The 26,214-nt window shown below is 40.1% G+C and carries 27 protein-coding genes and 1 pseudogene; 11 read left to right on the plus strand and 17 right to left on the minus strand.

The window, feature by feature from the left end:
* Window positions 1-18 precede the first annotated feature (18 nt).
* Window positions 19-2,634 (minus strand): PAS domain-containing protein, encoded by a 2,616-nt coding sequence (locus tag GSQ84_RS23515; protein ID WP_158799826.1) that lies wholly within the window; start codon window positions 2,632-2,634, stop codon window positions 19-21.
* Between the two features lie 291 nt (window positions 2,635-2,925).
* Between GSQ84_RS23515 and GSQ84_RS23520 the strand changes: the two genes are divergently transcribed.
* Both GSQ84_RS23520 and GSQ84_RS23525 read left to right on the plus strand, forming a co-directional pair.
* On the plus strand, window positions 2,926-3,150 hold the full coding sequence (locus GSQ84_RS23520) for a hypothetical protein (RefSeq protein ID WP_158799827.1): 225 nt from the start codon (window positions 2,926-2,928) through the stop codon (window positions 3,148-3,150).
* 67 nt (window positions 3,151-3,217) lie between these two features.
* The gene (locus GSQ84_RS23525) at window positions 3,218-5,191 is read left to right on the plus strand and encodes a M1 family metallopeptidase (protein ID WP_158799828.1); all 1,974 of its coding nucleotides are present in this window, start codon (window positions 3,218-3,220) and stop codon (window positions 5,189-5,191) included.
* Between the two features lie 9 nt (window positions 5,192-5,200).
* On the opposite strand, the gene GSQ84_RS23530 is transcribed toward GSQ84_RS23525, so the two are convergent.
* Genes GSQ84_RS23530 through GSQ84_RS23555 form a run of 6 tightly spaced genes read right to left on the minus strand, consistent with a single transcriptional unit; the run spans window position 5,201 to window position 9,079 of the window.
* On the minus strand, window positions 5,201-6,148 hold the full coding sequence (locus tag GSQ84_RS23530) for a HAMP domain-containing sensor histidine kinase (RefSeq protein ID WP_158799829.1): 948 nt from the start codon (window positions 6,146-6,148) through the stop codon (window positions 5,201-5,203).
* On the minus strand, window positions 6,079-6,366 hold the full coding sequence (gene rpmC, locus GSQ84_RS28500) for a 50S ribosomal protein L29 (RefSeq protein ID WP_216849023.1): 288 nt from the start codon (window positions 6,364-6,366) through the stop codon (window positions 6,079-6,081). The genes GSQ84_RS23530 and rpmC overlap by 70 nt, the downstream gene beginning before the upstream one ends.
* Window positions 6,367-6,393: 27 nt before the next feature.
* Window positions 6,394-7,416, minus strand: a complete 1,023-nt coding sequence (locus tag GSQ84_RS23540) for a SpoIIE family protein phosphatase (RefSeq protein WP_158799831.1) — start codon at window positions 7,414-7,416, stop codon at window positions 6,394-6,396.
* Window positions 7,409-7,825: an anti-sigma regulatory factor gene (locus GSQ84_RS23545; protein WP_254070962.1), complete on the minus strand. Its 417-nt coding sequence runs from the start codon at window positions 7,823-7,825 to the stop codon at window positions 7,409-7,411. Before GSQ84_RS23545 ends, GSQ84_RS23540 begins: the two co-directional genes overlap by 8 nt.
* A complete protein-coding gene (locus GSQ84_RS23550; RefSeq protein WP_158799832.1) occupies window positions 7,803-8,201 on the minus strand; it encodes an STAS domain-containing protein in 399 nt (132 codons plus the stop codon). Before GSQ84_RS23550 ends, GSQ84_RS23545 begins: the two co-directional genes overlap by 23 nt.
* 8 nt (window positions 8,202-8,209) lie before the next feature.
* On the minus strand, window positions 8,210-9,079 hold the full coding sequence (locus tag GSQ84_RS23555; protein ID WP_158799833.1) for an STAS domain-containing protein: 870 nt from the start codon (window positions 9,077-9,079) through the stop codon (window positions 8,210-8,212).
* A 301-nt stretch (window positions 9,080-9,380) separates the two neighbouring features.
* Here GSQ84_RS23555 and GSQ84_RS23560 point away from each other — a divergent pair, with 301 nt between their 5' ends.
* The gene (locus tag GSQ84_RS23560; protein ID WP_158799834.1) at window positions 9,381-10,124 is read left to right on the plus strand and encodes an SDR family oxidoreductase; all 744 of its coding nucleotides are present in this window, start codon (window positions 9,381-9,383) and stop codon (window positions 10,122-10,124) included.
* 43 nt (window positions 10,125-10,167) lie between these two features.
* Here GSQ84_RS23560 and GSQ84_RS23565 read toward each other — a convergent pair whose 3' ends face one another.
* Window positions 10,168-10,620, minus strand: coding sequence for an NUDIX domain-containing protein (locus GSQ84_RS23565; protein ID WP_158799835.1), 453 nt, complete (start codon window positions 10,618-10,620; stop codon window positions 10,168-10,170).
* Between the two features lie 564 nt (window positions 10,621-11,184).
* On the opposite strand from GSQ84_RS23565, the gene glgP reads away from it, so the two are divergent.
* A complete protein-coding gene (gene glgP / locus GSQ84_RS23570; RefSeq protein ID WP_158799836.1) occupies window positions 11,185-12,849 on the plus strand; it encodes an alpha-glucan family phosphorylase in 1,665 nt (554 codons plus the stop codon).
* 70 nt (window positions 12,850-12,919) lie between these two features.
* Here the strand turns inward: glgP and GSQ84_RS23575 are convergent, their stop codons facing one another.
* Together GSQ84_RS23575 and GSQ84_RS23580 are read right to left on the minus strand one after the other, a co-directional pair.
* Window positions 12,920-13,429, minus strand: a complete 510-nt coding sequence (locus GSQ84_RS23575) for a molybdopterin-dependent oxidoreductase (RefSeq protein WP_158799837.1) — start codon at window positions 13,427-13,429, stop codon at window positions 12,920-12,922.
* Between the two features lie 26 nt (window positions 13,430-13,455).
* Window positions 13,456-14,217: a PRC-barrel domain-containing protein gene (locus tag GSQ84_RS23580; protein WP_158799838.1), complete on the minus strand. Its 762-nt coding sequence runs from the start codon at window positions 14,215-14,217 to the stop codon at window positions 13,456-13,458.
* A 552-nt stretch (window positions 14,218-14,769) separates the two neighbouring features.
* Here GSQ84_RS23580 and GSQ84_RS23585 point away from each other — a divergent pair.
* Window positions 14,770-15,888: a PAS domain-containing sensor histidine kinase gene (locus GSQ84_RS23585; RefSeq protein ID WP_158799839.1), complete on the plus strand. Its 1,119-nt coding sequence runs from the start codon at window positions 14,770-14,772 to the stop codon at window positions 15,886-15,888.
* 378 nt (window positions 15,889-16,266) lie between these two features.
* On the opposite strand, the gene GSQ84_RS23590 is transcribed toward GSQ84_RS23585, so the two are convergent.
* Entirely contained in the window at window positions 16,267-17,001 is a 735-nt protein-coding gene (locus GSQ84_RS23590) for an SDR family oxidoreductase (protein ID WP_158799840.1), read from the minus strand.
* A 193-nt stretch (window positions 17,002-17,194) separates the two neighbouring features.
* On the opposite strand from GSQ84_RS23590, the gene GSQ84_RS23595 reads away from it, so the two are divergent.
* Entirely contained in the window at window positions 17,195-18,064 is an 870-nt protein-coding gene (locus tag GSQ84_RS23595) for an alpha/beta hydrolase (protein ID WP_158799841.1), read from the plus strand.
* 16 nt (window positions 18,065-18,080) lie between these two features.
* Here the strand turns inward: GSQ84_RS23595 and GSQ84_RS23600 are convergent, their stop codons facing one another.
* Window positions 18,081-18,590 (minus strand): NADPH-dependent FMN reductase, encoded by a 510-nt coding sequence (locus GSQ84_RS23600; protein ID WP_158799842.1) that lies wholly within the window; start codon window positions 18,588-18,590, stop codon window positions 18,081-18,083.
* Window positions 18,591-18,689: 99 nt separating this feature from the next.
* Between GSQ84_RS23600 and GSQ84_RS23605 the strand changes: the two genes are divergently transcribed.
* Complete coding sequence (locus GSQ84_RS23605) at window positions 18,690-20,405, plus strand: alpha-amylase family glycosyl hydrolase (RefSeq protein ID WP_158799843.1); 1,716 nt, start codon at window positions 18,690-18,692, stop codon at window positions 20,403-20,405.
* A 42-nt stretch (window positions 20,406-20,447) separates the two neighbouring features.
* Complete coding sequence (locus GSQ84_RS23610; protein WP_158799844.1) at window positions 20,448-20,693, plus strand: hypothetical protein; 246 nt, start codon at window positions 20,448-20,450, stop codon at window positions 20,691-20,693.
* 4 nt (window positions 20,694-20,697) lie between these two features.
* Here the strand turns inward: GSQ84_RS23610 and GSQ84_RS23615 are convergent, their stop codons facing one another.
* Window positions 20,698-21,270: a Crp/Fnr family transcriptional regulator gene (locus GSQ84_RS23615; protein WP_158799845.1), complete on the minus strand. Its 573-nt coding sequence runs from the start codon at window positions 21,268-21,270 to the stop codon at window positions 20,698-20,700.
* 454 nt (window positions 21,271-21,724) lie between these two features.
* Window positions 21,725-22,183, minus strand: coding sequence for a hypothetical protein (locus tag GSQ84_RS23620; protein WP_158799846.1), 459 nt, complete (start codon window positions 22,181-22,183; stop codon window positions 21,725-21,727).
* Between the two features lie 166 nt (window positions 22,184-22,349).
* On the opposite strand from GSQ84_RS23620, the pseudogene GSQ84_RS23625 reads away from it, so the two are divergent.
* Window positions 22,350-22,555: pseudogene (locus GSQ84_RS23625) on the plus strand (hypothetical protein).
* A 7-nt stretch (window positions 22,556-22,562) separates the two neighbouring features.
* Here GSQ84_RS23625 and GSQ84_RS23630 read toward each other — a convergent pair.
* Both GSQ84_RS23630 and GSQ84_RS23635 read right to left on the minus strand, forming a co-directional pair.
* Window positions 22,563-23,891: a hypothetical protein gene (locus GSQ84_RS23630; protein ID WP_158799847.1), complete on the minus strand. Its 1,329-nt coding sequence runs from the start codon at window positions 23,889-23,891 to the stop codon at window positions 22,563-22,565.
* 434 nt (window positions 23,892-24,325) lie between these two features.
* A complete protein-coding gene (locus GSQ84_RS23635; RefSeq protein ID WP_158799848.1) occupies window positions 24,326-24,544 on the minus strand; it encodes a hypothetical protein in 219 nt (72 codons plus the stop codon).
* Between the two features lie 302 nt (window positions 24,545-24,846).
* Between GSQ84_RS23635 and GSQ84_RS23640 the strand changes: the two genes are divergently transcribed.
* Both GSQ84_RS23640 and GSQ84_RS23645 read left to right on the plus strand, forming a co-directional pair.
* On the plus strand, window positions 24,847-25,680 hold the full coding sequence (locus GSQ84_RS23640; protein ID WP_158799849.1) for an oxidoreductase: 834 nt from the start codon (window positions 24,847-24,849) through the stop codon (window positions 25,678-25,680).
* Between the two features lie 123 nt (window positions 25,681-25,803).
* On the plus strand, window positions 25,804-26,013 hold the full coding sequence (locus GSQ84_RS23645; RefSeq protein WP_158799850.1) for a hypothetical protein: 210 nt from the start codon (window positions 25,804-25,806) through the stop codon (window positions 26,011-26,013).
* Here the strand turns inward: GSQ84_RS23645 and GSQ84_RS23650 are convergent.
* Complete coding sequence (locus tag GSQ84_RS23650) at window positions 26,006-26,203, minus strand: KTSC domain-containing protein (protein WP_158799851.1); 198 nt, start codon at window positions 26,201-26,203, stop codon at window positions 26,006-26,008. The genes GSQ84_RS23645 and GSQ84_RS23650 overlap by 8 nt on opposite strands.
* Between the last annotated feature and the right edge of the window lie 11 nt (window positions 26,204-26,214).

A 26,214-nucleotide genomic window follows, 5' to 3' on the forward strand; every position in this document is an offset into this window, starting at 1 on the left:
AAATATCAAGCCTTATTTCTATGAGATATGTTTTTTTACAGGCACCGCAAAGCAAAAGATCGATCCTTTCCCTTTTACTGAGCTTACCCAGATCCTGCCACCCAGGTGTTTAACAATCTCTGAAGAGATGTAAAGTCCCAGTCCAAGCCCTGGGAAGGTGTGTTCCCTTGTTCCGCTTACCCTGTAAAATTGTTCAAAAACCTTGTCCTGCACATTTCTGCTAATGCCAATTCCAAAGTCCTGTACACAAAACTGTACTTCATTTCCATGGTCTTCTGTATACACCATAATACTGCTGGCATCCGGGGAATATTTAACGGCATTAGTGAGCAGGTTGGTTACTACCTGGTAAATCCGTTCTTTATCTCCGGATATTGCTCCTTTAAAGTTAAAGTGCGTAGTAAACTCGTGTTTGCCGGAAATGTGTTTGAGTTCATCAATCACGTCTTCTACCATTGCTGTAAAATCGAATAACTCATCATTAAACTTTAAACGGCCGGTATTGATCTTGGTTACATCCAGCAGATCTTCGATCAGGTTGTTGAGCCTGTTTACCTGGGTGCCCATTTTTGAAAGCAGCAGAGCATTTTTATCGTCGCCAGCTTTCATGAACATCTTTTCCATCACCTGAACATAAGCCTTGATACTGGTTACTGGTGTTTTAAGTTCGTGACTGGCTACGCCAAGGAAATTATCTTTTTGCCGTTCCAGTTCCTTTTGGTCATTGATATCAGTATTGGTACCATACCATTTAATGATACGTCCTTTTTCATCGGTTAAGGCGAGTGCCTGTACCAGCCACCAGCGGTAGTTGCCCTGCTTATCTTTTAGCCGGAACTCTATTTTATAGGGATTACCGGTAGTTAAACTTTCCTTCCATGCTTTCCAGGCGCGCTGCTCATCATCGGGGTGCAGGGTATCTGCCCAGCCGTTACCCAGTGCCTGTCCAATACCAATTGGTGCTTTTTCGTACCAGCGCTGGTTGATATAGTCCAGTTTTCCGGAGGGGGTGCTTGACCATACCACTGCTGGTACTGAATTGGCCAGAAATTCCAATTCTTTTATAGCAATGTGCAATTGTACGTTTTTGTAATCCATCGCCTTCCTTGCATTGATCTCGGGACGTAGGTCGCGCGCAATACCTGCAATAGCGATCGGTTCGTTAGTGATATCCTGCCGGATGATAAACAGCTGTTTGTGGATGGGAATAATTGCGCCACTTTGCTGGTGTAGCAGTTCCAGTGTACCCGACCATTTGCCACTTCTCAACAGTTCTGGTATGATCACTTCTTTCATCGCTGTGGCAGAAGCTTTTGAGTGGTAAGCAAACATATTGGATGATGATACCTCGTTTTTATCGATACCGATCAGGTTAATTCCAGCGTCATTAATATAGATAGTATTTCCATTGATATCGCAGTAATTGCAGAAATCCTCACTGATATCTACAATGGTAGCGAGCCGCTGTAATTCTGCCTTAGCTTTAATTTCGCCACGCAGGTCACGTGCGCTGGCACCACGGCCAATTATTTCTCCTGTTTCCAGGTCTTTGATCAGTATATAACTTACATGGCAGGGAATAACTTCCTTCGTAATGCGGTTCATCAGGCGTATAGTCCCTTGCCAGCCTTTTTCTGTATCAATTTCATTGATTACGTACTGTTGAACCCGCTTTAGTTCTGAAGTAGTATAAAAGTCGTGCGCACTCAAGGTGGTAACGTCTGTATCGGCATTTACCCCGAGCATTTGGCGGCCGGCCCTGTTCATATAGATCAGGTTTCCTTTCATGTCGGCAACAGACATGTGGTCTGTATTTTGATTGATTAAGGATAACAGCTGCTGTTCACGCTGACGGGATTTTACTTCTTCCGTAATATCCTGTGCTGTACCAGCAAAGCGGTAAGCTATTCCATTTTCATTAAAGTAAGCTTTGCCTTTACAATGTACCCAGCGTAAATGCTGACCCACTTTACTAACTGTACGGTACCTGATATCATATTGGCCTCCGTTTTTTAGCTCTATGGCTGCCATTACAGCATGATTAACCGATGCTACATCTTGTGGATGTATGCAGCTTAACACATCCTGATAAGCTATCATTCCATCTCCGGGAAAACCAAATAGTTCACGGCACCTGGCATTCCATATTACTTTATTGTGTATCGGATCCAGATCCCAGGTTCCGATTCCTGCAGCTGAAAGTGCAAAGGTTAACTGCTCCTGGGTTTTCGTAATCTCCAGGCGGGCTAATACCAGTTCTGTAACATCAATTGCGGTATGGATAATCGCATAGATCTGGTCATCGGTGTTTTTTAGGGGCTTATAGGTATAGTTAAAATAAAATGGCTGGAGTTTTCCGTCAACCAGCAAATCAGCTTTGTCTTCTTTGGCGTGATAAGTAATGCCGTTGGTATACACCTCTTTAAGCAGGCCAATAAAGGGCTGCCCTTTAAGTTCCGGAACAGCATCTATCAGTGGCTTACCTATAATATCCGCGTCTTTCCCCCAGATGGCGAGCATCCCTGGATTGGCCATGGCGATGATGAGATCCTTCCCGGTATACAAGGCTGTTGGTGTTGGCGATGCCTCAGCAAATGAAATAAATAAATCCTCCTCTGAATATAAGCCTGCCATAATCATTGTAATTGTGGCTAATATATAATTTTGCCGCCAAAATCTAAATTAGCACAACATAATAAATAGGGTAATGTTTTTTTAGACTTCTATTTCACTCTTCCACCCGGGAAGAACTAATCATGCTGGGTAAAGCTGCTACGGAACTGGATCTAAAGATCCGCGCTATTGTGGCCCTGACAGAGTAAAAAGTAGCTCCATTTTTTAAGATTGCTTTTAATTCAATAGAATACTGACCAATCAAATCTTTTATAATTTAATAACCGTATTTTTGGTGCAAATTCTATCACCATGTTAAAAGCAAGTACCTATCAGAAAATTCCAAAACAAGTGCTGTTCAAACTGGCATTGAGTATTGTCCTGTGGATCGCCTCTGCTGTCATTTTATTACATGGAAAAAATTGGGAGACGATAAAAGGAACAAGTTTTATCATTTTGATGACGGGAATTATGGTTTTTACCAATGTTTATAATGCGATTAAGAAATATGCTAAAGACGATTCAGCAATCAAATAGGCGAATTGTTAAATAAGCATTTGAATTAGAACTGCCATTCTGTATTTTTAGCATTCTAATTCAACGTATGAAAAAACAATTCCTATTATTAGCCGTCAGCAGTATTTTATTTATCACCCCGGGTAAGTCACAAAACAAATCTGTTAGTGTATATAATCCGGCAGAAGCATTCTCCCCTGTATTTTATACCCATGAAGGAAGTGAATACCGTACGGCAGACGGAAAGCCAGGCCCTAAATATTGGCAAAACCATGCCGATTATCAGATTAATGCGGCATTGGATACAGCTGCGAAAACATTAACAGCAACAGAAAACCTTACTTATACTAATAATAGCCCTAACCAGCTTACTGAGTTGTGGTTGCACCTCGATGAGCAGATCTATCGCAAAGATGCGAGGTCGCAATTTATAGCAGGGAATTACACTGCCGATCAGCATACGGCCGGTAACCAGTTCAAATCAGTGCAGATTGTGATCAATGGGAAAAAACAAACGGCAGACTATGTAATCAATGATACCCGTATGCAGATCCGTTTACCGGAAGCATTAGCTGCCAACGGGGCTAAAATGAACATCATTATTGAGTACAGTTATACCATTCCCGGCGCTTTCGGAAACCGTACCGATTACACCAAAACAAAAAACGGCGATATCTATGAAATTGCACAATGGTATCCCCGGATGTGCGTATATGACAATGCTGTAGGATGGGATACACTTCCCTTTTTGGGAGCAGGCGAGTTTTATCTGGAATATGGCGATTTTGACTACAAGATCACTGTGCCCTGGGATATGATCGTTGCCGGTTCCGGAGAACTGCAGAATCCTAAAGAAGTGTTAACTGCTGCGCAGAACGAAAGGCTGAATAAAGCACGTAACAGCGACCAGACGGTAATGATCAGAACGGCGCAAGAAGTGAATAAAGCTTCATCGCGCCCGGTTCAAAAAGGAACGCTTACCTGGCATTTTATCATGAAAAACACAAGGGACGTAGCTATTGGTGCATCCAGGTCTTATATATGGGATGCGGCAAGGGTTAATCTTCCTGAAGGAAAAAAATCTCTGGCTATGTCTGTTTATCCGGTGGAAAGTGCTGGAAATGATGCATGGGGACGTGCCACTGAATATCTGAAAGGCTCTATAGAACATTTTTCTGCCAAATGGTTCCCTTATCCATATCCTGTAGCGATCAACGAAGCCGGAACTGCCGGAGGGATGGAGTATCCGGGAATTGTATTTGACGGAATCGATGATAAAGGAAAAACGTTGTTCTGGGTTACCGCGCATGAAATCGGACATAACTGGTTCCCAATGATTGTAGGATCAAATGAGCGCAGGTTTGCCTGGATGGATGAAGGGTTCAATACTTTTATTGATGTGTATGCTTCGGATGAATTTAATAAAGGAGAGTACGCACCAAAGCGGGATAGCGAATACGCAGAGAACGGCGGTAACCCGGCAGATGAAATTATTCCCTTTATTACAGATCCCGAAGCACCGGTGATTATGACTGCGGCAGATGCTATAGCCGAGAAATACAGACATCCCTATGCTTATTTTAAACCTGCTTTCGGATTAACCCTGTTAAGGGAACAGATCCTTGGTCCTGAAAGGTTTGATTATGCCTTCCGTCAGTATGTAGCCAACTGGGCTTATAAACACCCAACACCTTATGATTTCTTCCATGCGATGGAAAATGGGGCAGGGGAAGATCTTTCCTGGTTCTGGAAAGGCTGGTATTACAATAACTGGAAACTGGACCAGGCTATTGAAAATGTAAGTTATTCGGGTAGCGGCGCAAACGGAAAAGTTGAAATTGAGATCGCCAATCTTCAAAAGATGGTCATGCCGGTAAAGGTTGAGCTTACTTTTACCGATGGTACCAAATATGACCAGGTATTGCCTGTAGAAACATGGATGGTTAATAAAACTTATACCCTTAAAATTGCATCGGTAAAAAAGGTGAAATCAGTAGTTTTGGACCCGGAACACAAACTGCCTGATGTGAACAGAAAGAATAACGTATTTACAATGAAATAAAGGCTTCGATTATGGGGCAGGGTGATCAGCTGTGATTACAAAATAGAAGGTCGAGCCCTTTCCCAGGTTACTTTCCACCCATATCTTTCCTCCATGATCATGTAAGATCTTGGAGGAAATGTATAATCCCATACCCAGGCCATTGTACATTTTAATCACATCTTCTACACGGTAGAACTTTTCAAATATCTTTTGTACCTCACTCTCAGACATTCCTATGCCATGATCCTGAACGGAGAATAATAGCGAGCCATTGGGCTGTAGTTTTGTGCTCAATTTGATCTGGCTTCCTGCAGCTGAGTACTTAGCAGCATTTCCAACAATATTCATGATCACCTGCTCCATTCTTAATTTATCAATATAAATAGGAATGCTGTTACACAAATTGATCAGTAAGTCATGTGAAGGGATGAGCTGTCTTATCAAGTCGATCATACTGTCCAGGTAGGTATTACAGTCCACCGTTTCCATATTATAATCTGCCTTACCTTTTTCAATTCTCGAAATATCCAGCAATTGCAGGATCATAGTCTGCAGTTTTAAAGTCTGTGTATCTACTTTTTTAAGGTGCGACAAGGTTTCCGGATTGGAATTGCTTCTTAGGGCCATCTGGGCATAAGCCCTTAATATGGTTAAAGGGGTTTTTAATTCGTGGCCGGCAACAGAAAGAAATTCACTTTTCTGTTCGTTCAGATATTCTGCCTGTTTGCGTGCTAATTCGGATTGCTCATTGATCTGGAACAATTCCTGGTTTCGTTGTCTTACCTCTTCATAAGGGGTAGTGGGCTCTACATTTTGAAAGTAATTTTTAATGGTCACCAGTTTCGCCCTATTGATATGTGCAGAACTTGGAATAGCCAGTTTTAGTTCAATGGTACCTATACTGTTCAATACGGAAAAGTTAAATATGGGCACCAGTTTTTTTGCGTATTGCAGGCCTGCATGTAAACTTGGCATTTCTGCACTTTCTCTATAGGTGATGATGGCAGCCAGGTTAAAACGTTCACCCTGGCTATGAGCTTCAATAGAGGCCACGCCTTCATGGGTTTTGTCGATAATTTCCCTGCACACCTCTGAAACCGCAGTAGCAAAAGCTGTTTGCGTAGAGAGTGACAATCCCAATAACTCTGCTGCCTTAATGGATTTTTTATAGGCCAGGGTAAGGTCCATTTCATTTTCCAGGGCAATGTGAACCAATTTCATCATCTTAAACTAATTTTAGCCATAACGACAGACATATCGTCTGTTTGCCGGGCAAAGTCTTTATATATTGCTGCTGCCTGTATACTGAGGTCGCAGCGGTTAATACCCGGAAATTTGTTCCATTCCCACCGGGAGTTCATACCATCAGAACAAAGGGTAATCTGATGATAATCTTCAAGGGCTACTTCCTGATCATCAATGAAGCGGGGCATGTTATGGCCTATAATGCCATTATAAGACATTTGGTTTTTGATATCGAGGAAATTTGATAAGCGTGTAGTAATATTTCCTACTCCGGCTATCTTCCATTTTTTGGCCAAAAAATCAAAAACTACTACGGTAGCTACTATGCCCCTTGTATGTTTAATAGACAGGTGCAAATGTTTTAAAATCTCTGCAGGGGAGTGGTATGGACAAGATCTGAAGGCATTTACTGCTTCATTTACGGCATGGTTTGCTTCCGGCCCGTGGCCTAGTCCATCTGCTACCAGCAGTTTGAAATATTGATCTGTTATCTTATAAAAACTGCCGTCGCCACTTTTATCCTGTCCGGGCATGGCCACCACCAAAGGGCGAATATCCAGCAGCGCTGCTACCCCTGTACGCGGCTCGGGTTTTTTCTGATAAATTCGGCTGAGCACGATGGTTCCCCATCCTTTCAGCGAATAAATATCAAATTTATCAGACAGGCGTTTAATGCAGCCTAAACCTGTACCTAAAGTATTAGAAGTGGAAATACCGTCTTCAATCATTTTATGAGGATTGTTCATCCCCTCACCGCGATCGATACTGATCAATTCGAGATAACCGTTTCCGGATTCTTCAGAAAATCCCGCTAAAATTTCCCCATCTGCCGCGTATTTATGTAAATTAGAAGTCAACTCGGCTATAATAAGGTCAATTTCAGCTAATTTCTTCTCGTCGAAACCGGCTGTCTTCGCTCTTAGATGAACATCTTTTTTGATGACCTGAAAATAACTTCTGTCGCTGGCTAAAAAACGAATATGCGTAGCATCAACCATTAGCCCATTTTATAATCGTAACGGTAGTACCGATACCCAGCTCGCTTTTAATATCAAACTCATTAACCAGCCGGTTGGTACCAGGCAATCCCAGTCCCAGGCTCTTCCCCGTAGAAAATCCGTCCTGCATGGCTTTTGGGATATCAGCGATACCGGGTCCTTCATCTTTAAAGGTTAACCGGATACCAGTGTAGGGGCCTTTAGAAATAACTTCTATAATCGCCTCCCCTCCGTTTCCATAACGCAGCATATTTCTTACCAGTTCACTGGCTGCCGTAATTAACTTGGTCTGGTTAACCAGGCCCATTTTGATTTTTACGGCATATTCCTTTACCCGGTTCCTGAAGGGAACCACGTCTTGTTCTTTTAACACCATTATGGTGTCTCTAGTCATAAGAACTATAGCCATCTTCTTGATCTGTACCATTAAAGTCCATCATGGACCTTAATAAATGCATGCCTTTTTCAACATTCAATGCTGTTGATACCCCATTTAAAGGAAGCCCAAGTTCTACCAGTGTGATGGCTACTGCAGGCTGCATACCTACTACTACAGTTTGGGCATCAAGCAGTTTAGACATGCTGGCAATATTCCCAAGGATCCTGCCCATAAAGGAATCAACAATGCTTACTGCCGAAATATCAATCAGTACGCCTTTAACGGAAGTTTGTTCTACCATTTTTACCAAATCCTCTTCAAGGTCCAGCGCCAGGCGGTCATACAGGTCTATTTGTATGGTCACCAGCAGGAATGCCCCCATTTTTAAGATAGGAATTCTTTCCATCGGTTCTATTATTTATTGATACCTGTTGGTTCTGAAGCTGTTTTTCTAACTTCCAGGCGTAATGATTTAAATGCATATTGTAAAGCACTGGCTAAAGTAGCTTTAGTGATCACCTGCGACAGGTCTATTCCAAGATGTACAATTGTCTGGGCAATTTCAGGTCTGATTCCGCTGATGATACAATCTGCACCCATTAAACGGGTTGCACTTACTGCTTTCAGTAAATTTTGTGCCACCAGTGAATCTACGGTAGGTACACCGGAAATATCAAGGATAGCAATACCGCTGCCTGTTTTTACAATTTCCTGCAAAAGATTTTCCATTACTACCTGCGTACGTGCGCTATCTAATGTGCCTATGATTGGAAGCGCCAGGATACCGTCCCATACTTTAATCACAGGCGTAGAAATGTCTGTGATTTCATCTGTTTGACGCATGATCAGTTCTTCACGTCCTTTGATAAAAGTTTCAAAAGTAAGGATGGTGAAGTTATCCAGCAGCCGGCTTAATTTAAGTGTTTCCTCAAATAGTTCTTTCACATTGGAAGATTCCTGTTTTAATATTTCCAGCAGTGCTTCTTTCAGGCTTAAAATAAATGAGCCGGTTTCCCTCGGACTAAAGCCCAACCTTGCTCTTGATATGGAAATACCGCCCAATAATTCAGTTACTTGATCAAAATCCGGGGATTGGCTATCGTTGATGTTGTTCTCGTTGAGGTTGTTCACCAACGCGTTCACCAGTTCTTCAGATTGTTTTCTTAACTCCTGATGGCTAATCAGTTCCTCTGTCAGGACTGAATCTGCCAGCTGATTTTTCATCCATAATTCAAGGATTTCACCTTTATTATTTTTCAGGGTTTTGATAATGTTTATAAACATTTTTGGAGTTTTATTTTTACTGTAATGATAGTTAAAATATCAGTCGAAACATTCATATCATAGGGATTTATTTTATGATAAATAAAATCTTATACCTATAAATATTTAAGCGATTTAGATGTAGTTAACAGGATTAAAAATAAGTTATAATAAATAGTATAATAGTTCAATTGGAAAGGTTAATGTTTATATACAAAAATGTCAGGATAAAGACATCTAAAATTATTTATTCTTCTCGTATACCACATGGTATATATATTTGATTATCATATACCATGTGGTATATGTGAAAATGAAGAAAATGAACTTGACTAATAATACTGTATTAATATCCGGCGGGAGTGCCGGTATAGGGTTTGAAATTGCCAAATTACTGACCGAAAAAGGCAATCATGTAATTATAACAGGGCGTGATCAGGCCAGGCTTGATGCAGCGGCGGCCAGATTAAATAATGTAACTGCTATTCTATTTGATGTTACAAAAGAAGAAGAAGTTGACCAGCTGATCAGCAACCTAAAATTGGAATTTCCAAATCTTAATATCCTAATTAATAATGCCGGTTATGCTTATTACTATGATATCCTCTCCGAAGAGCGGGCATGGGAAAAAGCGGAGGAAGAAATGCAGACTAACTATTTCTCTCTCATGCGTCTCACTCAGAAATTACTTCCACAATTGCGTGCACAGGAAACTGCTGCATTAGTGAATGTAAGTTCTATTGTTGCCTTCGCTCCGGGACTGCGTATTCCTACTTACAGTGTAAGTAAAGCTGCAGTTCATTCTTATACACAAGTGATACGCCTGGCATTAGAAGAAACCAGTGTAAAAGTATTTGAATTGATGCCACCTTTGGTAAATACTGACTTTTCAAAAGAAATAGGGGGCGAAAATGGTATTTCCCCTGTACAGGTTGCAGAAGATCTGATCAATGCATTTGAAAATGATATTTATGAAATTCATGTAGGTGCAACGGCGCAAGTATATGAACTACTGCGCAACTCACCAGAGTCGGCTTTGGCTGCTGTAAATAGCCGCGAAGTTTAGTTTGTTTTTTTGTAAATGCTTTTCTTACCGGAAGGCATTTACATTATAACTGACCAAAAAGTTCCTGAAGGAATGCGGCCTGTTTGTTGTTGATCATTTTGCTTGCCTCTTCAAAACTGAACCATTTCCCCTGATCTATTTCGGGGAAGATTTTCATTTTTCCAGAACGCGGGGGCCATTCCAGTTCAAAAGTATTACTCGCGATACCCTCTGCATCCAGATCTCCCGACACGGCCCAGCATAACACCTGTTTTCCTCCTTTTTGTACTACCGGCTGTAAGGAAATGAAATCTCCAGATGGCCTGTAACCTGTTTCTTCTTCAAATTCCCTTATTGCTGCATCCAGAGGATCTTCATCAGGCAATAGCTCACCTTTGGGGACGGTCCACCACCCTGCATCTTTCCTGGCAAAAAAAGGCCCGCCAGGATGTACCAGAAAGATTTGTGTTTCGTTTTCTAATTTTCTGAAAAGGAGTATGCCTGCGCTTTGTTTCATGATCTGCTGAAGATCAAACAACCCACATCGTTTATAGTTTTTTTCGCTCCTTGTAATCGAAGTAAAAACATAGGGCCAGCAAAGAAAAGGAAATGAGTATCATTGGCAATTCACTGTTAATTGCCCAGGGCTGTCCCTCTTTGTCAAAGTGTTGCACGCAAGACAACAGTAACAAAAAAAGTAATGCGGTAATCCTGATGATAAATAATGGTGTGTATTTCAAAACTTATTTTTTGATGATTTATACTTTGCAATGATCGATTAAAGCACCACAAATCTAAGCAGCTTTTATCTTTCTATATTCTTTTTTACGCCAACGGCCATATGCCCTACGTGAATAATCAGTTGACTTACGCGAATGTACGTTTAATTGATGTTCTAACACTCAAATGCAACGGCAAAGGATCTATTGTATCGAAAACATTACTTTTTTAATGATTAACCTGCAGGGATTAATAACAGGAAAGAAGAGACAAATTTGTTATTTCACATAAACTTAATGGATAAGGGCAAACATCCTGACGAGTAGATTGTCATATACTATATCTAGTTCAAACCATTGCTATGTTAACAAGAGAAGAAATTTTTGGCTATACACCCGATCCTAAATACACCCCATTAGTAGCTTACTTCTCTATGGAGTTTGCTATTGACCAGTCACTAAAAATTTATAGCGGGGGATTGGGCTTCCTGGCCGGTTCTCATTTTAGAAGCGCTTATCAGTTAAAGCAAAATCTATTGGGTATCGGGATGCTTTGGAAATATGGTTATTATGATCAGTCGAGGGATATTAATGCACTGATGACACCTGTATTTGTAACAAAGGACTATTCCTTTCTTGTAGATAGCGGTATTGTATTTACCGTTCCTGTTCACGATTCGCCCGTATATGTCAAAGCCTATTTGTTAAAACCACAAACATTTGGATCTGCCCCTTTATTTCTGCTGAGTACAGATATTCCGGAAAATGATGAAGTATCGCGTACTATTACGCACCGCTTATACGATCCAAATGAAACTACCCGTATCGCCCAGAGTATTGTCTTAGGAATAGGAGGGGCAATATTACTTGATCTTTTAAAGATAGAACCTGCTGTTTATCATATGAACGAAGGGCATGCTGTTTCCCTTAATTTTTATTTGTATGCCAAGTATAAAAGTGTAGAAGAAGTGAAAAAACGTGTTGTTTTTACTACGCATACGCCAGAAATGGCAGGCAACGAAGAACATCATTATAGCCTGCTCAAAGAAATGTCTTTTTTTTACCATTTGCAGGAACATGAGGTAAAATATATCCTGAATATGGAAGGCGACCAGTTTAGCTATACGCTTGCAGCGCTTAAGTTTGCACATACAGCGAATGGCGTTTCTAAACTGCATTGCGAAGTAGCCCGTGAAATGTGGGGAGCTAATCCTGGAGTATGTGATATCATTTCTATTACTAATGCCCAGAACGCTGCTTACTGGAAAGATCAGGAAATTGCAGCGGCAATCCAGGCTCATGACGACCAGGCATTCCAGAATAGAAAAAAAGCGATGAAGAAGGAATTATTTAAAGTGGTAGCTGATCAATGCGGAAAACTGTTCGATGAAAATGTATTGACCATTGTATGGTCCAGGCGTTTTGCGGGTTATAAACGTGCCGATCTGGTGATGTACGACTGGAACCGGTTTTTAAAACTGCTGGACAATCCGGAGTTACCTATACAGTTCATCTGGGCGGGCAAGCCTTATCCTGAAGATCATGGTGCAACCGACCTGTTTAACCAGATCCTGACGCGGGCAAAACCTTTTGCCAATTGTGCCGTGCTGACCGGTTATGAACTGGAGCTTTCTGCCTTGTTGAAGAAAGGATCAGATGTTTGGCTGAATAACCCGAAAATGTATAGAGAGGCTTCAGGCACCAGCGGTATGACCGCTGCGATGAACGGTAGCCTAAACCTTTCTTTACCTGACGGATGGGTACCTGAGTTTGCTATTGATAAAGAAAATTGCTTCCTGATCAATCCTGCTTTAAACAGGCATTCTGAAGTGGAAATTGATGTTGCTGAAAATAAAAGTTTAATGGATACGATTGAAGATATTGTATTGCCTATGTATTACCACAATCAGGAAGCATGGTTCAATCTGGTTACAAAAGCAGCAGCTGATGTAGAGCCCGCTTTTGAGGCGCAAAGGATGGCTGATGAATATTATGAAAAGATGTATACTCCCTCTGCACCGTTATAGGCTGCAAAGGGAATATATGGATTGTGCTATACGGCAGGCAGTTTAAAATGGTGGGAGCGGCGATAAATTTTTACTGAATTTTTGCTGTTTGCACGTTAATACCTGTTACCTGCATCACAGATCTCGCCGGTTTTTTATCCTGTGGTACAATTAAACGATAGGGGCCGGAAGCTACCGGCAAACTATGCCCGTCCTCCTGGTTAGCCAGAATAATGATCTGATCACTAAAAGCAGGATCAAATTCGGGCAATGCAATTACTACCTGATAATGATCAGCTGCGGTAATCAATACATATTTTGATAATGCTTTACCTCTTAACTGATTGTTGGGAACTGATCCTGCTTTTGTGAGGATATCAAAAAGAGAAACGCCACTATACTGATGCGCTGATCCATCCTTTGCTTTTGCAGTTACTGTAATTTGTTTCATCGCAGCAAAAGTGCCCGTATTAATTTGATATGGATTGGTAATATCTCCGCTAACAGTTACTTCTGCCTGCTGTGCCTTCACCTCCAGGTGAAAGGAGACGATAAACAATAAGATGCCTGCAAAGGGAAATAAGAAGTTTCTTTTCATCATATAAATAAAATTATAGCTAAATATAATTATTCATCCTTAGGTTTGCCATAGTAATGCTCATGAAGATTGTTTTCATACAGCTCATTAATTGGTTGGGAAGGATCATATTCAGGGCTGTTTTTTACGGCATCAATAGAAATATCAACATGTACGGCAGAGTTTTTCCATTCCAGACTTTTTATCCATTTCGGTGATATCAATACTTTTTTTCCGGAGAACCAGTTTCCAGTATCCACAACCAGGTAACGAAGGTTCCATGTCCTGTCATCAATGATAAAGTCCTCCACTTCGCCAATATTTCCATCGGTAGCATGGATAAAATAACCTTTAACTTCATGCGTACTGCGCAGGTGGGGATCGGCTGGCCGGTCGTTGGCAAATTTATCTGCAATAACATCTTCAAATGGTATCCTCGAATCAGACATTCCCATCATTCCTATTCCGCCATAAAAGCCTATGCCAACATCATCAAGATGAGGCCACGCATAATAAGTATACAACTCAATTTCCTGCTGACGGGAAACCGGTTTTTGTGTATCTATATCAGGACTGTTTTTAATCTGTTCCTGTGTAAGGTTAACTGGAAATACTTTGTGGTCCCAGTCGGGTTTTTCTACAGCCCAGGGCGAAATCAAAACCTTACGTTCAGATAACCAGCCTCCTGTTTTTACAATGAGGTAACGTACAGTCCAGGTTTCATCATCAAAATAAAACTCTTCAACCTTTCCAAATTCACCATCGGTAGCACCCATAGTGAAACCAATTAAACTTTTTACGTTGCGTTGCATAACTCCTCTGTTTATATTCGTTATGTTAACAATCCTGTATTTTAATTGTTTTAAAACCATGCCATTGCTGGTATGAAATTATATTATAACATCATTCCGTTAGCTGCATGAAAATCTTTGAGCAGTAAAAGAAGGCAGTTTTTTAAAGATGCTTTCCCGCTGATAGCGCAGATCCGTCCACAGTGAACAGGCTGTTTCTTTAAATGAAATAACCCGGTTCGTGCAGAAAATGGTCGTTACTCATAAAGAGTAAGATTGAAATTCAGGATATGACTAAATGATACATGATTTTAGCGGATGTCTTGATAAAATTGAATGGGAATAAAAAATACGTAAAGCGTTTGGATAACATTTTATCATTTTATATAGCCTGATGAACAAGACTTTACCGATAATAAGATTGTTATATATTATCAAAAAGACGATAGACAAAAGCCTGCGTTAATAAATGTTTAGACTTCTTTAATTCTATCAATTAAAACAATTACCTTAAGTTATCATCTGGTGGATTGAGGATGATATACAGTAATTGTTTTAAACTGCTCGATAATTATGGAACAAGGGAAGAGGCCGAAGTATATAAATATTCTAAAAGATCAATATTTCGAGTACGAACAGTTAAATAAATTTTTCGAATTGTCGGCCGATTGGATTTGTATCGCGGGATTTGACGGCTATTTTAAAAAAATAAATCCGGCTGTTTCTGATTTGTTGGGGTATACAACAGCAGAGTTAATGTCCAGGCCAATCAACGATTTTATCCATACAGACGATCAAACGATCACTTCTTCTTCAAGAAGTAATATACATAAGGGCAAGCCTTTAGTTAATTTTGAAAACCGTTACCAAACAAAAAGCGGAGAAGTGGTCTGGCTATCATGGACATCTATACCAGATATAGAGCGCGAGGTTGTTTTTGCTATTGCAAAAAATGTGACCGGGAAAAAGCGGCAGGAAGAGGAGCGAAATATTTTTACCGCCAATCTTTCTAAAATAAATGAAGACCTAAAACAATTTACACGCATGACATCCCACGATATGCGGTCGCCCGTAAGTAATTTAATGTCTCTGTTTTCGCTGCTTGATGTTTCCAAAATTGCCGACCCTGAAACCCTGGAATTGGTAAGCCTGATTAAGAAAACCAGCGAACATCTTCATAAAACAGTGAATAATTTTGTTGATGTACTGATAGAGAACGACAAGTTAAAAGTGCCGGTTGAAGATTTAAATTTAGCTGTCTGCCTGGATGGCGTGACGGAGTCTATCAAGTCGTTGATTGCAGAATCGCATACCGCAATTGCAGTAGATTTTTCTGCTTTTGAGGACATCTTATTTAATAGATTTTATCTGGAAAGTATTTTTCTGAACCTGATTACCAATTCAATTAAGTATTCCCATCCGGATCAATATCCTAAAATTAGTATTGCTACAAGGGTGGTAAACGACACCTGCCAGCTGATTATTGCTGATAATGGTTTGGGTTTTGATCTCGATAAGGTAAGGGACAGGGTATTTGGTCTCTACCAGGTATTTCATAACCGGTCAGATAGTAAAGGAATTGGATTACACCTGGTTTATACACATGTTAATGCTATGGGCGGGCATATTAGTATAAACAGTAAAGTGAATGAAGGAACTACATTCACGATTTCCTTTAAAAGAACTAAATAATCTTCCTGTACTGATATCCAGAGTTATGCATTTATCAAGGCTGTTAATTCAAGAGATTGTTCTGATTTATGTAATAATGGTATTAAATTTGCGTTAAAAAGAAGAAGCGGTAATAATATAATATATGACCGGTTTAATTCACACTAAACAAACATTATGAAAAGTTTAAAAGTATTATTAATTGTATTATTAGCCGTGTTCAGCTTTAACACGATTGCGTCTGCACAACATAGACCACACAAAAGACATCACAAAAAACATCATGTGGTAAGACACCGCACGATCAGACATCCTCATCACTAAATCCGGATTATACCGGATTAAATCGGCTGCAGCACAGCCAGCTTTTGCTGGATGCACTGCAGCTTTTTTATGCACTTATACCAGTAAAGTTCCGCCATCAACAAAGATGATCTGTCCGGTACCGAATTTTTGTTTCATCGTATATAAAAAGGCCTGTGCAACATCTTCTGCATCACCAATGCGTTTCAATAACAATTGATTGCCAACAGTGTTATACATTGCCTGTCTGTCAGCTTCCGGTATAGCGCCCCATAGCTCTGTTTTTATCATGCCCGGTGCTATCATGTTGACTCTTAAGGGGGCAAGCTCTACGGCCATCGTCCTCATAAACCCTTCCATAGCTGCGCAGATACTTGATCCCAGTGACCAGCCTGATCCCGGACGGCGGCTAGCTGTTCCACCTGTTAGATTGATTGATCCTCCCGCATTTAAGTAGGGAGTAGCATACTTTACAGCTGTTACCGCTCCCCAGTAACGCAGGTTCCAGTATTTACGTGCATACTCAATTTCAGTATCTTTTAATGTTGCCAGGTGAATGTTTTCCCCTGCCGTATATACAAGATGATCAAAATTACCGATGCGCTCAAAGAAGTTTTTAATGTTTTCTTCCAGACCAAGGTCTACAGCATAGCCTTCGCTTCCTTCGGGAAGTTCTTTTAAAACTTCCTGCACCCGCTGCAGGTTACTGGACACAAGAATTACATTTGCACCTTCAGCAGCTGCGGCTTTAGCGGTTGCCAGTCCGAGTCCCGATGTACCACCTAATAAAATTACTTTTTTTCCGGATAGAGATCCATATTGGTTGTTCATATTCATTTGTTTTATGTAGGAGACCATGATGAAATACCAGCCTCCAGGTGATTAATTTGCTGATACAAAGTAACGATGCTTAGGCTTAGGCTGGCTTAACAAATGTTAAAAAGAGAAACTGTGGACATAATTTATTAGCATAAATATTTTTATCTTTAAGATATCACTTTCAGGCGTGTAAGATCATTTCTTTATGAAAAAAATCAAACAACTTATTGCAAGGGCAAAATCATTAAACGGGAAAGTCAATGAAGAACTACGGGAAGTACTTTGGGAATTGGTTCTGTATTCTCCGAAAGTACCGGTTCGGCTGCATCAGCAGCAACTGCTGGATGAAGCAGTTAAATTTAGCCTGAAAGTTGAAGATCGGCATCTAAGTTATAAAGTGCTAACTTTTAATGGTTTTAAGTGGGGTAGAGGTAGTCGGCTTATTTTGCTTACGCATGGATGGGCTTCTAAAGCAGCAGATTTTTCTGAATTGATTACCGCTTTACTTCAATTAGAAGAGGTAACTGTTATTGCTTTTGATGCGCCGGGAAACGGAAGCTCTGAAGGCGATTTATCACATCTGCTTTTATACATTGAATCACTGAAGGCAATTATTAAAACTTATGGCACTCCTGATGTGCTGATAGGCCATTCTTTAGGGGTAATTGCGAATGTAATGCTGCTTAAAGAATTTGAAGGTATTGCGCTTCCCTTGCTGATTAGCCTGGCACCGCTGATCAGGCTTCAGGAAAATTTTATTGCCAGCATGGATGCCGTTGATGCCGGGACTGATGGAAAGAAAGCTTTTATGGACAAGTTTATGACCCATTTCAACAGGCCTCCTTCCGATCTTAACATGAACCATATTTATAATCTGGATGGCCAGCTGAAACACTGGCTGGCTTATGACGAAAAAGATCACATAGCACCCTATGCTTATCTGAAGGATTTTTTAATTGATCACCCTTCCATCGATGCGCAGCCTTATCAAAACCTGGGTCATGAAAAATTGTTGAGAGATCCTGAAGTTATAGCCAGGGTTCGTGCACAGGTAGAATCTGTTTTATTCGTTTAATAGTTACACTGATCTGTTAAGCAATTGCTACAACAACCTGTAGAATTTTCTGAAGGGTATTTTCATCAAATTTATTGGTGATTTTATCATATTTACCAGAGGCACCGCTGATCAGCAATTTTCCCTGTTCAGGAATTTTTGCACCCAAAGTGGTTAAGACTAGCTCCAGCGATTCAAATGCTTTTTCTCCTCCCGCGGCGGCTACAATGATTCCTACTGGTTTATCTGTAAATACAACCGTAGCAACGGTCCATTCCAGCGCATTTTTTAAGGTTCCCGGGATACTAAAAACGTATTCAGGTGAACAAATGATTACGGCATCGGCCTGTTCAATGCGCTGAATAAAGTCGCTGATAACTGCAGGTAAATTCTCCGTAATATCGGGGTTGAAATGAGGAAAAGAGGAGATTTGCTCGTAAATTTCTATATCATATTGCTCTGCATAAACACTGGTTATGCTTTCCAGAATGGCTTTATTCACAGAATTTTTCCGGGTGCTGCCAGAAATGGCTAATATTTTTTTCACGGGCTAAATATAAGTTATTCATTCTTTAACTTTCGCTAGACAGTAGAGGATAGTTAATAAAATCATGAAACGTACTTTCGGTAAATTTCCAGAAAGCTCATGAACCAAATATTGAAGCAAAATTTACTGAAATCAATCTGTATCTTATTAATTGCGGGTTGCACATCTGTTAAACAAAAAAGCTATTATCCTGAGTGGTTAAATAAAGCAGTGTTTTATCAGATCTATCCGCAAAGTTTTAAAGACGGTAACGGAGATGGAATTGGAGATATTAAAGGCATGACCGAAAAACTGCCTTATGTTAAATCATTGGGTGTTACTGCCATCTGGCTGAACCCTGTATTTGAATCTACTTTCAGGGATGCGGGGTATGATGTGACTGATTTTTATAAAGTTGCACCACGATATGGAAATAATGATGATCTCAGGCAATTTATGTCCAAAGCCCACCAGCTGGGCCTAAAAGTATGTCTGGACCTGGTAGCCGGACATACTTCTATTGATCATCCCTGGTTTATCAAATCGGCACAGGCAAAACCTAATGTTTATACAGACCGGTACATCTGGACGAGTTCTAAAGATATTAAGCCGGAAAAATTCGTTAGCGGCAGTTACGAAAGAGCGGGGAACTATCAGAAAAACTTTTTCGAAACACAGCCTGCCCTGAATTATGGTTATGCCAATCCAAATCCCAATCATCCATGGGAGCAATCAATCAATGCCCCCGGGCCAGTAAGCACCAGGGAAGAGCTGAAAAAAATTATGGCTTACTGGATGGATATGGGAGCAGATGGTTTCAGGGTAGATATGGCTTCCTCCCTGATCAAGAATGACCCTAAGTTTACAGAGACTAATAAACTTTGGGGAGGCATCCGAAGCTGGTTTACATCAAAATATCCGGATGGTGTATTGGTTGCTGAGTGGAGTTATCCGGCACAAGCAATAAAGGCCGGTTTTATGCTCGATTTTCTGATTCACTTTAACGCTAAAGGTTATCCTTCTTTATTTTTTGATGATACTGCGGTGGTATTAAAGGCTAAAGATCCATTTTTTGCTAAGGCAGGTAAAGGCAGCCCAATGGAGTTCGTAAACAGCTATCTTTTTCAAAAGAAACAGGTAGGAGATGCTGGTTTAATTGCTGTGCCTACAGCTAACCATGATTTCCAGCGGTTGAGGAGCGGCGGAAGGAATAACGATGATGAATTGAAGGTAGCACTTGCTTTTTTATTAACCTGGCAGTCTGTTCCTTTTATCTACTATGGTGATGAGATCGGGATGAAGTTTGTAAGTAACCCTCTCCCGGATAAAGAGGGTAGTGTGTTTCCCTTTGATATTTTTCACTATGTGGCAAACCGCGCTGGCAGCAGAACACCTATGCAATGGTCTTCAGCAAAGAACGCGGGTTTTTCAACTGCAGATTCTACCTCTTTATATCTTCCGGTTGATGTAGACAGTAAAAGGCCAACGGTTGAAAATGAGGAAAAGGTACCAAACTCGCTGCTGAATTTTGTCAGGTCGCTGATCAAGCTGCGTTCGGAAAATATGGCTTTAGGGAATACCGGAGGTTTGCAGATTTTATATGCGAAGGATAAGAAATACCCGCTCGTTTATGAAAGAAGTGATGCTGCCGACCGTTTTATCATTACTGTTAACCCCAAAGGGGAAGCAGTACAACTAAACCTGAATGGTTTTAAAGATAAAAAGCTAACGCCTGTGTTGACTCAGAATTGCAGTATTAAGTATAGACATGGAGATCTCAGACTGCAAATGCAGGGGGTAAGTTTTGGGATTTATAAAGTTGCTCCTATGAATTGATAAAGTTTACAAACCAAAGTATAGGTATAGTGTTATTTAAATATGAAACAATATCACTATACCATTAATAATGGGGGTAAGCTTCAGGATCTGGTGATTTACACGCCTGTTGATCAGGAAGGGAGATACGCTGTAGAGCTGGAAGGAAATCTTTTAGGCTATTTATTCTATGCTGATCTGGATACTGATAAAAACTGTCCGATGTGGCAGGGATCAACGCCATCTTTGACATTAATGGCCGCTGAGCTGGGGGCGTTTTTAGAACAGTCGGATGTGGATGTCAGGTAACTAATTATTTGATATTTCTTCGGATGCGACTGAGTGATTGAGGCGTGATGCCCAGGTAAGAAGCAATGTCCTTTAATGGAATACGTAAAATGATATCCGGATGCTGTGTCATAAATAGTTTGTATTTGCCTTCGGCGTCTTCACCCAGGTAGGTGTTACGGATATTAACTTTTTCTATTAAACGAAGCTGATTTTGCTGGTCTATCAATTCTTTCATGTAAGGAAGTTTTTCATATAGCTCCAAAAGCCTGTTCCTGGTAATACTCAAAACTTCTGTAGGACAGGATGCCTGTATGAATGCTGAAGTGGGTGTTTCTTCATTAAAGCTTTGCAAAATAGAAGCAAACCGATCTTCATTGTAAAAATAATGGGTTAGCTCTATCCCTTTGTCGTTAGTTGATCCAATACGCAGTACTCCGCTACAAACAAAAAACATTTCTTTAGCAATCTTGTTGGGTAATATTAGAAAATCACCTTCTTTAAAAGTTTTAGATGTGAAGTGTTCCGTAATGATATTTTCGTCTGTGTCTGATATGGGTTTTAATGATTTTAAATAATTGATAAGCTGGCTCTCCATCTGGTAAATATCTGTAAACCTCTTTAAATAAAATAATAACAAATTGCCCGTCTATTTAATTTGCCGTTTTCAGGTTATTATATATCTCAAGTAATAACTAGGTGATTATTTACTGGCGGTAGATTGTTCAGAAAACAGATGCAAAGGAAAGCCTCCGGCAGTTCTAATGTAGTCCTTTTGAAAGCCTACTATGTGTACCCTAAGCATACCCGAAATACGGATACAGTACAGATTGGGTATATTTGGAAAGGATACAAATGGGCTGCTTTAGGATTAAAGCAAGAGTTCTTAAAAACCTGTTAAATAAGTAGTCTCTGAGTCGTTCCCGGTGAATAGTAGTTATAGCCTGATGTTTAATTGTAATAGGGAACCCACTATCGATAGGGTTCCCCTTTAAAGTCAAAAAGCCTGCAGTCATCAGATTTGCAGGCTTTTTGAGTTGGAATAGAGTCTATTATTGATTTGCCGGAGGGGTACCTGCAGGTAATTTCAAACCTGAAATACCAGTAACTACTTCATCGTCGTCATCTTTTGAATGTTTTCCTTTTTTCTTTTTCTTATCACCGCCACGCAGCTGCTCTTCTAAAAACGCATCATAATCAGTTTGTTGATCGCCTTTCAGCAAGTTTCTTATATTCTGCACAGTTTGATTCTGCAGTTTGTAAAACTTAGCCGTATCGTCTTCAGAGCCATTTCCAGCCTGTTGTTTTTTAGAAAGTTCCAGCTGCTGCGTATACATATCCAATGTATAATTATAAATGATACTTCTTTGAGTAGGGTTTAGCTTCACCTTTTTTTCCATTGCCGTTATGCTTTTTGTAGCAAGCTCTACAGCAGTAGGGGTTTTAGGTTGTGCGTTGACGAAAGAAATCAAGCCAAAGATCATTGAGAGAATTATAATATATCTTTTCATAGTTGTTTTATGATGAATAGCTTCTTTTATGCTTGAAGCCAATTATTGGTGCAATTTATGAATTATCTGCATTACTTTTTAAAAAATAGAATATCCTTATTTTTCTTTACCCGGCTTGCCAAATAGGAATGGTAATATTGCCGGTGAATAGTTTAACTCTCATCATATGGCCGTACTTAAATCTTTACTTATTTTCATACTGGCAGGTGTTTTTGAGATAGGCGGCAGTTACCTGATCTGGTTATGGCTTAAAGAAGATAAGCCTGGAAAGTGGATGGCTTTAAGCCAGATCGTTATGAAATCATAGGCGCTACAATAGCATTGATAGGAGCTTGTATTATTTATATGCCGAGAAGTGTTAATAAGCTTTAAAAAAACTTTAATCCACATCTTTAGGTAAAAATGAACTGATGTCAAAAGATGCTTTCACCGGATGAATACCATTTACATCTTTTACCACTAACCTGTATTGCTTATCAAAAAGAATGTCACTAGATCTTTTGTTAATAATTAATTTTAGCCAGGTTAGGAAATTAGCAGCTTCCTCCTGTGAGGAGAAATACAGATCAAATGGATGTTTCCCTGTTTCATTGATATCCTGCAGCTGGAAAACAAGGTTGCGTTGAGAACTAGGATCAATGAGTTCATAAAAGATAGGGTGCAGATCCTTTTGTTTGATTAATAAAACGTTATCACTGGTAACCGTTCCATAAGCATATTCTACTTCATCGTCTGCCTCACTATAGGTGCGGTCTCCCTTTCTAATGTGCCTGTAAAGATAGGTCACCGTTAATTTTCCTTTGATATCTCTATTTATAATGGGAATGATAATTTCTTTTAGACGTAGTTTTACTGCTTCGGGGCCTGGAATAATATTATTCCCTGTCATGTTTTCAAATGAGCTGATATAAGCTGGTTTAGGCTGAGTATTGCCAATGGTTAAATTGATGATGGTGTTTCCTAACAGCGTAGTTTTCGGCGTACCCGTTTGCATGATTGAAAAGTTATTGTCTTTCAGTATTCCATTGGACACAACAATTTGCTGACTGATCGTATCCTGTTCTACATATTGGCTGTTGCTGTCATGATTTCCCAGGGCAAAAACTGCTCCGCTTGCCAGTGTAACAGAAGGATTAATATTCACTTCCTGGCTTCCCGTAAAGGAACGGCTGCCGATGTAAAAGTGGCCATATTGGGTTTTGAACTGGTCCCAGGTTTTAAAATATACACCATCCTGATTTTCGTTAAGTGTAAAATCCATTTTTATTTTTTCCAGCCGGTCTCCTAGTGCCAAATTCTGCTGCGTGATTTTGTCGGGATCTTTTGGAGCTACTGATATGGTGAGGGTAATATTTGCATTGGTATAGTCTGTTGCAGAGTTATCGTCAGATTTTGAAAAGTAAACGGAATTGATGGATGCTTTAAGAGCTTCCGGTGTTTTACTCATTTTGGCATAAGCTGCAATAAGTTCCTTTTGTCCTTCACCCTGAAAATTTAGGATTGTTTTTGGTTCGGTGCGATCAGGAGTTTCTGCGTTAATATTGGCCAGAGTAGTCAATGCGATAGGTGCATTGTTCCCATCTTTACGAATAGGGTCTACCATTGTTCCATATCTCGCCATGAGAGGAGCTTTCTGAGGCGTATTCCGATAGGCAGAACATGCGCTGAATAGCGAAAGAACTGGCAGTAAAATGAGAATGCGTTTCATAATCAGGGAAGTTGATAAATGATGGTCTGAATGTCAGCAGGTGGGGCGGTGCAGTGAAAACTCTGTTTTGCTACAAACACAGCAGTCTGCAAATTGATTTGCCCGGTTGAACATGGACCAAAAGTTCTTGATTTTAAATTGATAAGCGAAGCATCATCATCCAATACATCATAAAGTGGAGCTTTGCTTATATCGTTAGTTACACGGTAATAATGCGGCATGTGATTTGGATTTAAAGTAATAAATAGTTATAAGTTAAATTTATAATTTATTTAAATAAAAACGAGGGTCTTATTACCCATTATTTTTATAGGTAGGGGCAATTGGTGGGAGGTTCTGGAAATTGTAAGTATAGAATACGTAAAAACCCGTTTCAAGTTGATCTGAAACGGGTTTTGTATCGGTTGATGGGAGAAATTGGCCGACTGGCCAGATTAAGATTCTTTAGGGGTGACCATAATAAATAAACCCGCTATGCCTAGTAATATTACCCCAAAAAACAGAGAGAACTTAGCTGGTATGGTGCCGGCTACATTTCCTAAAGGGAAGTTTGAATCAACAACGTTAAGTGTATCTGGTTTAATTGCCTGGATGACGCCTACAATAATGAGTACAACAGCCAACACAACTATTATTAAATTTTTACTTTTCATATGAATTTGTTTTAAAATGAAATTTTTGAACGGTAAGATCGACTGTTTAAATTTACGCTTTTGTTTCCCTTTAAAAGTCTGATAATCAAATAATTTTGATTTACACCTAATACATAATGATTATGCATTGTGAGCATGACGGCCATATGACAAGCTAGATTTTCTCACAACAAAAGCATAAAAAAGATTGCAGCAATTATGAACTTTTAAGCAAAGTGAATTGAACGTTTAAACAATTCAGTTCTATTCATCAGGGCCTAAATTTGTGAGGTAATTAATGGATTCATTATTAAAATATGACTATGAAAAAGAAAGTTTGGTTAATAACAGGCAGTTCGCGCGGATTTGGACGTGCACTTGCAGAGGCAGTTCTTGCCGGAGGTGATCAGTTGGTTGCAACAGCGCGCGATCCTGGGCAATTACGCGATTTAGCCGATCGATATGGCGACCAGGTGAAACTAATTGCACTGGATGTAACTGATGAAGATGCAGCGTTAAATGCGGTACAGATTGCTGTAGATAGATTCGGCAGACTGGATGTCCTGGTAAATAATGCAGGTTATGGTTATGTCAACGCGATTGAAGATACTAGCATACAGGAATTTCGTGATCAGATAGAGACAAATTTATTCGGTACGATCATCGTCACCAAGGCGGCTATTCCGTTGATGCGTCAGCAGGGCTTTGGACATATCATCCAATTTTCTTCTGTAGGTGGAAGGTTAGGTCCAATAGGCCGTGCACCTTATGCAGCCGCAAAATGGGGAGTAGAAGGGTTTTCAGAAGTGCTTGTTAAAGAAGTTGGCCCGCTTGGTATCAAAGTTACTGTTATTGAACCGGGAGGTTTCCGCACAGATTTTGCAGGAGCTTCTACAGTGATAAAAAAAGGACGTCCTGAGTATGAGGCAACGGTTGGGGCAACGGCCCGCTTTCAACAGGAATATGATGGCAAGCAGCCAGGTGACCCTGCTAAGGGTGCTGCAGTGGTGATTCAGATAGCCGATATGGAAGAACCTCCTTTAAGATTATTATTGGGCATTGATGCCGCCAATGCAATTGAAAAAAATGACCTGATGAAAATAGAGGCTGATAGAAAATGGCGTCATTTAAGTGTATCAACAGATTTTGCGCGTTAATTTTTGATTACCATGAATATTGAAATGGCTTATTTATTGGGCTATTTCAATAGTTAAAAATGATCTTTAGCAGCGAAATCAAAACATTTAAGGTTAATTATCCTTGTAAGGAAAAAAGATGTTATGAATAATTTAGAAAACAATGACGGTAATTTAAAAAACAGTCCTGCTGAGTCCAATTCCAATGAGACTGCCAAAGAGCAAAAAGAAATGCGGGGGAGCGATGCTGACACTGACCAGAATATAGGGAAGTTCAATGGTAAAACTACCGCAGATCCTGAGCAGGATATAAAAGGCAGTGATGCAGATAAAAATGGCAATCGAGCTACTTAATTTCTTCGAATGGGTATTTTCCTTTAATCCGGCGGTTGAGGTAAGTGCCTTTGCTGATTGTAGCACGCATTTCTTTGTAAATCTTTTCAGGCACGTGCAGGTAGTCGTATACCTTGCCTGAAACAAAACTTACGGTTAGTGTTTTGGTATCGGTATTGTATTCAAAGTGGGCGACAACAGACGAAGGCATAATTTATATTT

It is taken from the genome of Pedobacter sp. L105, from assembly GCF_009765875.1.
In the GTDB taxonomy this organism is placed as follows: Bacteria; Bacteroidota; Bacteroidia; order Sphingobacteriales; family Sphingobacteriaceae; genus Pedobacter.

Coding starts and splice junctions, on each gene's coding strand:
- GSQ84_RS23525 (WP_158799828.1), top strand. CDS start 3,218: ATGAAAAAACAATTCCTATTATTAGCCGTCAGCAGTATTTTATTTATC.
- GSQ84_RS23550 (WP_158799832.1), bottom strand. CDS start 8,201: ATGGAAAGAATTCCTATCTTAAAAATGGGGGCATTCCTGCTGGTGACC.
- rpmC (WP_216849023.1), bottom strand. CDS start 6,366: ATGAAATGGACCTTACCCTGGCCTATAAAAAATCCATTAAGGCAGCAG.
- GSQ84_RS23605 (WP_158799843.1), top strand. CDS start 18,690: ATGAACCAAATATTGAAGCAAAATTTACTGAAATCAATCTGTATCTTA.
- GSQ84_RS23555 (WP_158799833.1), bottom strand. CDS start 9,079: ATGTTTATAAACATTATCAAAACCCTGAAAAATAATAAAGGTGAAATC.
- GSQ84_RS23565 (WP_158799835.1), bottom strand. CDS start 10,620: ATGAAACAAAGCGCAGGCATACTCCTTTTCAGAAAATTAGAAAACGAA.
- GSQ84_RS23635 (WP_158799848.1), bottom strand. CDS start 24,544: ATGAAAAGTAAAAATTTAATAATAGTTGTGTTGGCTGTTGTACTCATT.
- GSQ84_RS23595 (WP_158799841.1), top strand. CDS start 17,195: ATGAAAAAAATCAAACAACTTATTGCAAGGGCAAAATCATTAAACGGG.
- GSQ84_RS23545 (WP_254070962.1), bottom strand. CDS start 7,825: ATGGCTATAGTTCTTATGACTAGAGACACCATAATGGTGTTAAAAGAA.
- GSQ84_RS23645 (WP_158799850.1), top strand. CDS start 25,804: ATGAATAATTTAGAAAACAATGACGGTAATTTAAAAAACAGTCCTGCT.
- glgP (WP_158799836.1), top strand. CDS start 11,185: ATGTTAACAAGAGAAGAAATTTTTGGCTATACACCCGATCCTAAATAC.
- GSQ84_RS23560 (WP_158799834.1), top strand. CDS start 9,381: ATGAACTTGACTAATAATACTGTATTAATATCCGGCGGGAGTGCCGGT.
- GSQ84_RS23515 (WP_158799826.1), bottom strand. CDS start 2,634: ATGGCAGGCTTATATTCAGAGGAGGATTTATTTATTTCATTTGCTGAG.
- GSQ84_RS23640 (WP_158799849.1), top strand. CDS start 24,847: ATGAAAAAGAAAGTTTGGTTAATAACAGGCAGTTCGCGCGGATTTGGA.
- GSQ84_RS23530 (WP_158799829.1), bottom strand. CDS start 6,148: ATGCCAAGTTTACATGCAGGCCTGCAATACGCAAAAAAACTGGTGCCC.
- GSQ84_RS23575 (WP_158799837.1), bottom strand. CDS start 13,429: ATGATGAAAAGAAACTTCTTATTTCCCTTTGCAGGCATCTTATTGTTT.
- GSQ84_RS23540 (WP_158799831.1), bottom strand. CDS start 7,416: ATGGTTGATGCTACGCATATTCGTTTTTTAGCCAGCGACAGAAGTTAT.
- GSQ84_RS23650 (WP_158799851.1), bottom strand. CDS start 26,203: ATGCCTTCGTCTGTTGTCGCCCACTTTGAATACAATACCGATACCAAA.
- GSQ84_RS23590 (WP_158799840.1), bottom strand. CDS start 17,001: ATGAACAACCAATATGGATCTCTATCCGGAAAAAAAGTAATTTTATTA.
- GSQ84_RS23615 (WP_158799845.1), bottom strand. CDS start 21,270: ATGGAGAGCCAGCTTATCAATTATTTAAAATCATTAAAACCCATATCA.
- GSQ84_RS23630 (WP_158799847.1), bottom strand. CDS start 23,891: ATGAAACGCATTCTCATTTTACTGCCAGTTCTTTCGCTATTCAGCGCA.
- GSQ84_RS23585 (WP_158799839.1), top strand. CDS start 14,770: ATGGAACAAGGGAAGAGGCCGAAGTATATAAATATTCTAAAAGATCAA.
- GSQ84_RS23520 (WP_158799827.1), top strand. CDS start 2,926: ATGTTAAAAGCAAGTACCTATCAGAAAATTCCAAAACAAGTGCTGTTC.
- GSQ84_RS23620 (WP_158799846.1), bottom strand. CDS start 22,183: ATGAAAAGATATATTATAATTCTCTCAATGATCTTTGGCTTGATTTCT.
- GSQ84_RS23610 (WP_158799844.1), top strand. CDS start 20,448: ATGAAACAATATCACTATACCATTAATAATGGGGGTAAGCTTCAGGAT.
- GSQ84_RS23580 (WP_158799838.1), bottom strand. CDS start 14,217: ATGCAACGCAACGTAAAAAGTTTAATTGGTTTCACTATGGGTGCTACC.